Raw genomic sequence first — 6,387 nt, 5'->3', positions numbered from 1 at the left:
GTTGATTGAGGGCCTTCACTTGGTGTTCTTTAACAATGATAAGACTGTATTTCGACAGTTAGTTAGCTTTTTAACCCCTAAACCTATGAAAATCGGGTGGGGATGATTTTTTTGTCGTGTGCAGAGTCTTTTTATATAAAAAACCAATGCTTTGGTTGGCTCTCAATACTGTCAAAAAACACGTTATGTCAAACGAATATATATCAATATTGAGTGTGAGTGACTTGAATGAAAAACCATGAGTGCTTTAATCGACAACTTGTAGATTACCATCGGCTATGAAGAGGCTTTGATTATGCCGCATCATCGACCCGATGCTCCATGCGCAGGTAATCCTCTGACTGCATCTCAAGCAAGCGCGAGCGTGTCCGTTCAATCTCAAACGCCAATTTCTCTCCTTGATATAGATCCAAAATCGACTGCTGCGCTCTAACCAGCAACTTAACACGGCGATCATAAAACTCATCAACCAGATAAATAAACCGACGGGTCGGATCACGTAAGTCATCGTCTAAGGCAGGCACGGCATTGACCAATACTGTGCTGAACTGCTTGGCGATTTCAATGAAATCAGACGCTGATCGTGGCTCCATACATAAATGACGGAAATCACAGAATAAAATATCCTCAGTGCGAGCATTAATTCTAATTTCGCGACCATTAATCGTAATCGGCTCATTACTGATTTTTTGATTATTAGATAAACTGGCAAAACGGTTGGCTAACCAATGATGATTCGCTTTCGTCATAGGCGATTCATATAGCTCTGCCTGCTGCAATACGCGCAAACGATAGTCGATACCAGAATCGATATTCATCACCGTAGTATGACGCTCCACTTCAGCGATAGCGGGCATAAAACGGTCACGATGTAAGCCGTCTTTATACAATCCTGATGGCTCAATATTTGAGGTGGCGACCAATGTAATACCACGATTGAATAGCATGGTAAATAAATCACCCAAAATCATGGCATCAGAAACGTTAGAAACAAAGAACTCATCGAAACAGATAATAACCGCTTCTGCATAAATGATGTCGGCGACTTTTTCTAATGGATCACTCTCACCTTGCAGCTTATTTAGCTCTTGATGAACACGCTGCATGAAATGATGAAAATGCAGACGCATCTTGCGATCAATGGTCAATGAATCATAAAACATGTCCATCATCCATGTTTTACCACGACCTACCCCGCCCCACATATACAAACCCGTTGGTGCTGTCGGCTTGGACTTTAAAAAGCTAAAAAAGCCTTTCTTCTGTGGCGCACTATTGATGAGCTGATGATGTATCTCATCAAGATAGCTCATGGCCTTAAATTGCTGCTCATCTCGAGTAAACTCATCTGTACTGACGGCTTGCTCGTAACGTTGCAATGGAGATAAACTCATAATACGACTCATCATTAGACAAAATAAATAGTAAGGTAATGGTTGATTCTGCATGAACTCGTCAAAGTAAAGCGATCAGAGCTCATGACTTGATAGTGGTTCTCTATCATAATATTACTAGGTAATAACTAAGAGTCGCTACCAAAGGTATGCTTTTCTAATAAGCCTTTCAATTCTGACAGACGTCCATGAAAAAAGTGCCCTGCGCCATCTACAACGCTGACAGCAATCCCTAATCGCTCCGCAAATGCTTGCATATTATCAGGGTCAATCACTTCATCAGCATTGCCATAAATCTCAAAAGTTTTATCGGCTGGCAAGCTTATATCACTGCTGTCATTTTTTTCGACGGATGGAGCAATAAGGGCGATTTTAGTAATCTCAAAATCGCCTAGCCCCCAAATATGAGGGGCTTCGAGCACCTGCTCAGCCACCCGTGCTGTCACATAACCGCCAAAAGAGAAACCACCCAACCAGAACTTGCGCGCATTGGTTTGCTCTGCAATCCATTGTAGCACGGTCATTGCATCTACGACTTCACCATCCGCATAATCGTGCTCGCCAGTCGACTGCCCGACACCGCGAAAGTTAAAGCGTACCACGTGCATACCATTATCACGAGCAAAGCGATACATCGTCGTTACCACTTTATTATTCATCGTGCCGTCGAATAACGGATTGGGATGACACAGTAACGCCACTGTATCAGTATTTGGATTGTTAGGATTGTCTTGTTGCCAAAGCGCGTCGACTTCGAGGACGCCAGCAGGAGCAGGAATTAATGGCATAAAATTACTTATTGATTAAAAATGAATAGGTCAATTATCCTAGATATGGTTTATATTTCAAGTGATTTGCTGTGTCATAGTACCGCTTATTTTCATTTTCGCTCATCATAAGTAAACATCGCCTATGAATATATGATGAATATGTGCGGTCTCTGCAATACCGCACACAATAACCGACTAGACACCCCAGAGCCTAATAGGGTAAATTCATCATAGTTGTTGAGCCACCTATAGACTGATACGTGCATGGCGTATCCTCAACTTTGCTGTGATATTCAACTTTATGTATGACTGACAGACATTAGGAATCGTTTATGAATACTATTAATAAAACCGCTGCACTGACTGCTACTTTGGCGGCAGCACTCGCCCTAAGTGCTTGCCAAACTACGCCTTCATCACCAGTTATCCAGCGTGCCAACTCTATTTATGAGACGACTGGCATCGCCGATAGCAAAGTAAAAGCACAGCAAAATGCGATAGACAGCGCACAAAAGACTTGCAGAGGTAAGCAAGTTATTATCGTCGATGACAAAGTCACTTATAACGGTATTTTAGATGAAAATACAGGTCGGATGATTGGGCAAGCCAGTGCCGTCCTCGGTACGATCCTTGGTACGGGCTCGCCGAACTTATCACGTGACGACGATTACGAGTATAAAATCAACTTTCGCTGCCAATAAAATAATTATTATTTTATAAAGCACTTATTTGGCAGCTTGTTATTTAATAAAGTATCTTGTTATTTAATAAAGTATCTTGTTATTTAATAAAGTATTTAGCCAACCAATCAGCGATAAGAATATATTAGTCGCTGACTGGTTGGCTTCTCTTTTTGTGTGCTCGCTTTTGGGGTAAACTACCCTTTCTGATTTTTTATGACTCTTACTCTATAAACAGCCCGTTTTTAAGCTCCCTCACTTTTGGTCTATTATTATGCGCAAACCCAACCTGTCAAATATGAAACCAGCTAAGGTATTAGCGCCTGCTAAAGATTTAGCGACCTTGGAGGCCGAGTTAGCTGAGCAAGAAAACAATATTGAAGTCAATTTAGAAGATACCGTTCTGCGGTTGAGTGACTATTTATCAGCCGTTGATATGGTTATCAAACAGACCTTTAACCACCGTGTATGGGTGAAAGCAGAGATTCGCAATCTATCTAGCAAAGGCGGGCATTATTACTTTGAGCTGGCAGAAAAAGATGATGACGGTAAGGTCATTGCTAGCTGCCGCGGCAATCTTTGGCGCTTTAAAGCCGCGCGGGTATTAGCAAAATTTGAGCGCGCAACTGGCATGCCCCTTGACCGTGATTTGACGGTATTGCTCAAAGTATCCGCAGGCTTCCATGCGCAATATGGCTTCTCTCTCACTATAGAAGATATTGACCCTAGCTACACGTTAGGTGACTTGGCGCGGCAATATGCAGAGATGGTCGATCGCTTGACGGGAGAAGGCTTATTAAACCTGAATCAACAGCTGCCTATTCCGTTTGATATTGAGCATGTGCTGGTCATTGCCCCTGAAAAAGCCGCTGGATTAGGTGATTTTCAAGCCGACGCTGATCGCTTGGCGCGCACAGGTGCCTGTCATTTCCATTATCATAACGCTACCTTTCAGGGTAATCATGCGCCAAGCGAAATCCGCCAAGCCATCGTTAACGCCCAGCAGCAGTTTTTTGATACTTATGAGCACCTGCCAGACTTATTAGTCATTATTCGTGGCGGCGGTGCGGTCGGTGATTTAGCCTATCTAAATGATTATGAATTGGCAGCATTGGTTGCCGAGCAGCCCATCCCTGTCTGGGTTGGCATTGGTCACGAGCGTGATAAAGTTATCTTAGATGAAGTGGCGCATACTAGCTTTGATACCCCATCAAAGGTGATTGCCGCTATCATGACGCATTTAGCCCAGCTCGTCACTCAAACGCTGCAATACCAAGCGCAAATCAAACAAGCTGCTCAGCGTCAATTAAACACCGCTGAACAACAAACGACACGCCAGTTGAGCCAAATACAATCACAAACGATTGGTCAATTAACGGCGCTGCAAAAAGACAGTGATTATGCGTGGCGTAGTATTCAGCAAAGCGCTCAGCGACAGGTCAAGCAAGCAGCAAGACTAATAAGCGATCTGCGCGCGCAGACTCAAGCAGCGGCCTATCAGCAGTTAACAGTGGCTGCTAGTGCCAGTCAAAATAACCAAAAAACGATTATGCATTCGGCACAGCAGCAATTAATACAAGCACAGCGTGGTAGCGAACATCTGCGTGATATTGTGCTCCTGCATCGCCCTTCTCGGGTGCTCAAGCAAGGCTATACCATGCTTACTGATGCAAAAGACAAGCAGATACTGACCAGCGGTATGCAGCTCCATCCAGAACAAACGGTGCACATCCTCTTAAAGGACGGTAAAGCAAAAGCACAGATTATTGACGTAAACATTAATAAATAAGAAGTACAACCTACCGTCGATTCAACTTAATCAAAGACTTTATTTTAAAATTAGGAAACCTTATGACAACCCCTACTCGCAAACGCAAAAAAACCGCCCCAAAAACTTTTAAGGCCGCTTATGATATTCTAAAAACCAATGCCGCTGAATTACAGCAACAAGATGAGCCAGATATTGATAATCTGATGACCACAGTGGAAGAGTCAATTGCTGCTTATCGCGTTTGCGAAACCCGTATCAATGCCGTACAGCAAGCACTAGATGCCGCTTTTGCTGAAGAAGATAAAACAGAGAATAGCGACAGTTAAGTTAAGTCAATTCTATTCAGGCTCGTCGACTTCAAAGACTTGGCGCAAATAGGCAAGATACGTGTCGTTATTAATCATGGTCTTGCCTGGACTGTCTGACAGTTTAGCGACCGGCTGCCCATTGCATTCAACCAACTTTAAGACGATATTTATCGGGCTGATACCCATATCATTGGTGAGGTTGGTACCAATACCAAAGCTGGTCTTTATTTGACCTTTAAAATACTGATGTAAATCCCAAGCTTTATCCAAATCTAAGCCATCACTAAAGGTTAAAATCTTGGTTCTTGGGTCTATTTTAAGGTTTTTATAATGAGCAATCGCCTTATCACCCCAGATATACGGGTCGCCGCTATCGTGACGTAAACCATCAAACAGCTTAGCGAAATACAAATCAAAATCGCGTAAAAACGCATCCATGCCAACGACATCGGTCAGCGCAATACCCAAATCGCCGCGATACTCATGCACCCACGCTTCAAGCGCCGCTTTTTGTGAATCACGTAAACGCACATCCAAAGCCTGAAATGCCTGCATAAACTCATGTGCCATCGTACCTATCGGTGTCATTCCAAGCTTTTTCGCTAAATACACATTGGAAGTACCGCTCACTATTTTTGGTTCAGCTTTATGCAAGGTCTCAACCACATGGGCTTGCCAAGCTTTGCTAAAACGTCTACGAGTACCAAAATCAGCGATGATTAATGGCGGCGTATTAGCATCACATTTTGCCTGCTCTATCGCATATTGATGCAACAATGTGACTTTTTCATCCAATCTGCGCTGACCTTCTTCAATCACACTGGCATTCGATAGCGCGTCAAAATACAGCTCATTAACGATGGCGAGTACAAATACTTCAAAGAACATCGCTTGAATCATCGGCCCTTCGATATCGATAAATAAGCGACCTTTATCATCCGTACTGACGGTAATAAAACGACGTTTCAACTTAAACAATTCTAGATAGTCAACGAAGTCTGAGCGCATAAAGCGCAAACCACGTAAGTACTCTAGTTCATCCTCTAAAAATCGTAATTCACATAAATTGTCTAATTGCTGCTCTAGATCATCTTTAATATTAGCCAATGGATACAGCGTGTCTTTGTTATTACGGCAGCGAAAGCGATAAACACCATGTGTCTGTGGAAACTGATGCAGCATGGCTTGCAGCATCGTAAATTTATATAAATCATTATCAAGTAAAGAGGTAATAATAGGTTCAAAAGGTTTAGAGGTATGAGTAACGGTCATGTTACAGCCTTAAATACAAAAATGAAAAGCCGCCAAACAAATCCAGCGACGAAATAGGTATACATAACTTTGACTTCCTCCCCGCCCTCAAAGGAGGGGGATTCCTACTAAAGACGGCCAAGCCCGACCGCGAGAATGTTTTTTGCTCCATTAACGTCTCTGTTATGGGTCGTTTTACAAGAACGACAAAAC

At 42.9% G+C, this 6,387-nt stretch carries 7 protein-coding genes; 3 read left to right on the top strand and 4 right to left on the bottom strand.

All coding sequences use genetic code 11. The annotated features are described in order from the left end of the window. Positions 1 to 293: 293 nt before the first annotated feature. Positions 294 to 1,394: a cell division protein ZapE gene (gene zapE, locus JMW94_RS14375; RefSeq protein ID WP_193007911.1), complete on the bottom strand. Its 1,101-nt coding sequence runs from the start codon at positions 1,392 to 1,394 to the stop codon at positions 294 to 296. A 128-nt stretch (positions 1,395 to 1,522) separates the two neighbouring features. Further along, complete coding sequence (locus tag JMW94_RS14370; RefSeq protein ID WP_201604856.1) at positions 1,523 to 2,182, bottom strand: alpha/beta hydrolase; 660 nt, start codon at positions 2,180 to 2,182, stop codon at positions 1,523 to 1,525. Between the two features lie 314 nt (positions 2,183 to 2,496). Here JMW94_RS14370 and JMW94_RS14365 point away from each other — a divergent pair, with 314 nt between their 5' ends. From JMW94_RS14365 to xseB, 3 genes are all read left to right on the top strand, one after another. Further along, positions 2,497 to 2,865 carry a hypothetical protein gene (locus tag JMW94_RS14365; protein WP_045446124.1) on the top strand — a complete coding sequence of 123 codons (369 nt, stop codon included), beginning with the start codon at positions 2,497 to 2,499 and terminating at the stop codon, positions 2,863 to 2,865. A gap of 253 nt (positions 2,866 to 3,118) precedes the next feature. Beyond that, positions 3,119 to 4,633: an exodeoxyribonuclease VII large subunit gene (gene xseA / locus JMW94_RS14360; RefSeq protein ID WP_201604855.1), complete on the top strand. Its 1,515-nt coding sequence runs from the start codon at positions 3,119 to 3,121 to the stop codon at positions 4,631 to 4,633. Positions 4,634 to 4,695: 62 nt separating this feature from the next. Continuing rightward, entirely contained in the window at positions 4,696 to 4,941 is a 246-nt protein-coding gene (gene xseB, locus JMW94_RS14355) for an exodeoxyribonuclease VII small subunit (protein WP_201604854.1), read from the top strand. Positions 4,942 to 4,953: 12 nt separating this feature from the next. On the opposite strand, the gene pncB is transcribed toward xseB, so the two are convergent. Beyond that, positions 4,954 to 6,195, bottom strand: coding sequence for a nicotinate phosphoribosyltransferase (pncB, locus tag JMW94_RS14350; protein WP_201604853.1), 1,242 nt, complete (start codon positions 6,193 to 6,195; stop codon positions 4,954 to 4,956). 107 nt (positions 6,196 to 6,302) lie between these two features. After that, the coding region (locus JMW94_RS15140) for a zinc ribbon domain-containing protein (protein ID WP_201604857.1) at positions 6,303 to 6,387 on the bottom strand (85 nt) is incomplete at its 5' end.

It is taken from the genome of Psychrobacter immobilis, from assembly GCF_904846185.1.
Lineage (GTDB): Bacteria > Pseudomonadota > Gammaproteobacteria > Pseudomonadales > Moraxellaceae > Psychrobacter > Psychrobacter immobilis_B.
The sequence above is the reverse complement of the archived record's forward strand: the minus strand, read 5'-3'. Positions and strand labels throughout refer to the sequence as shown.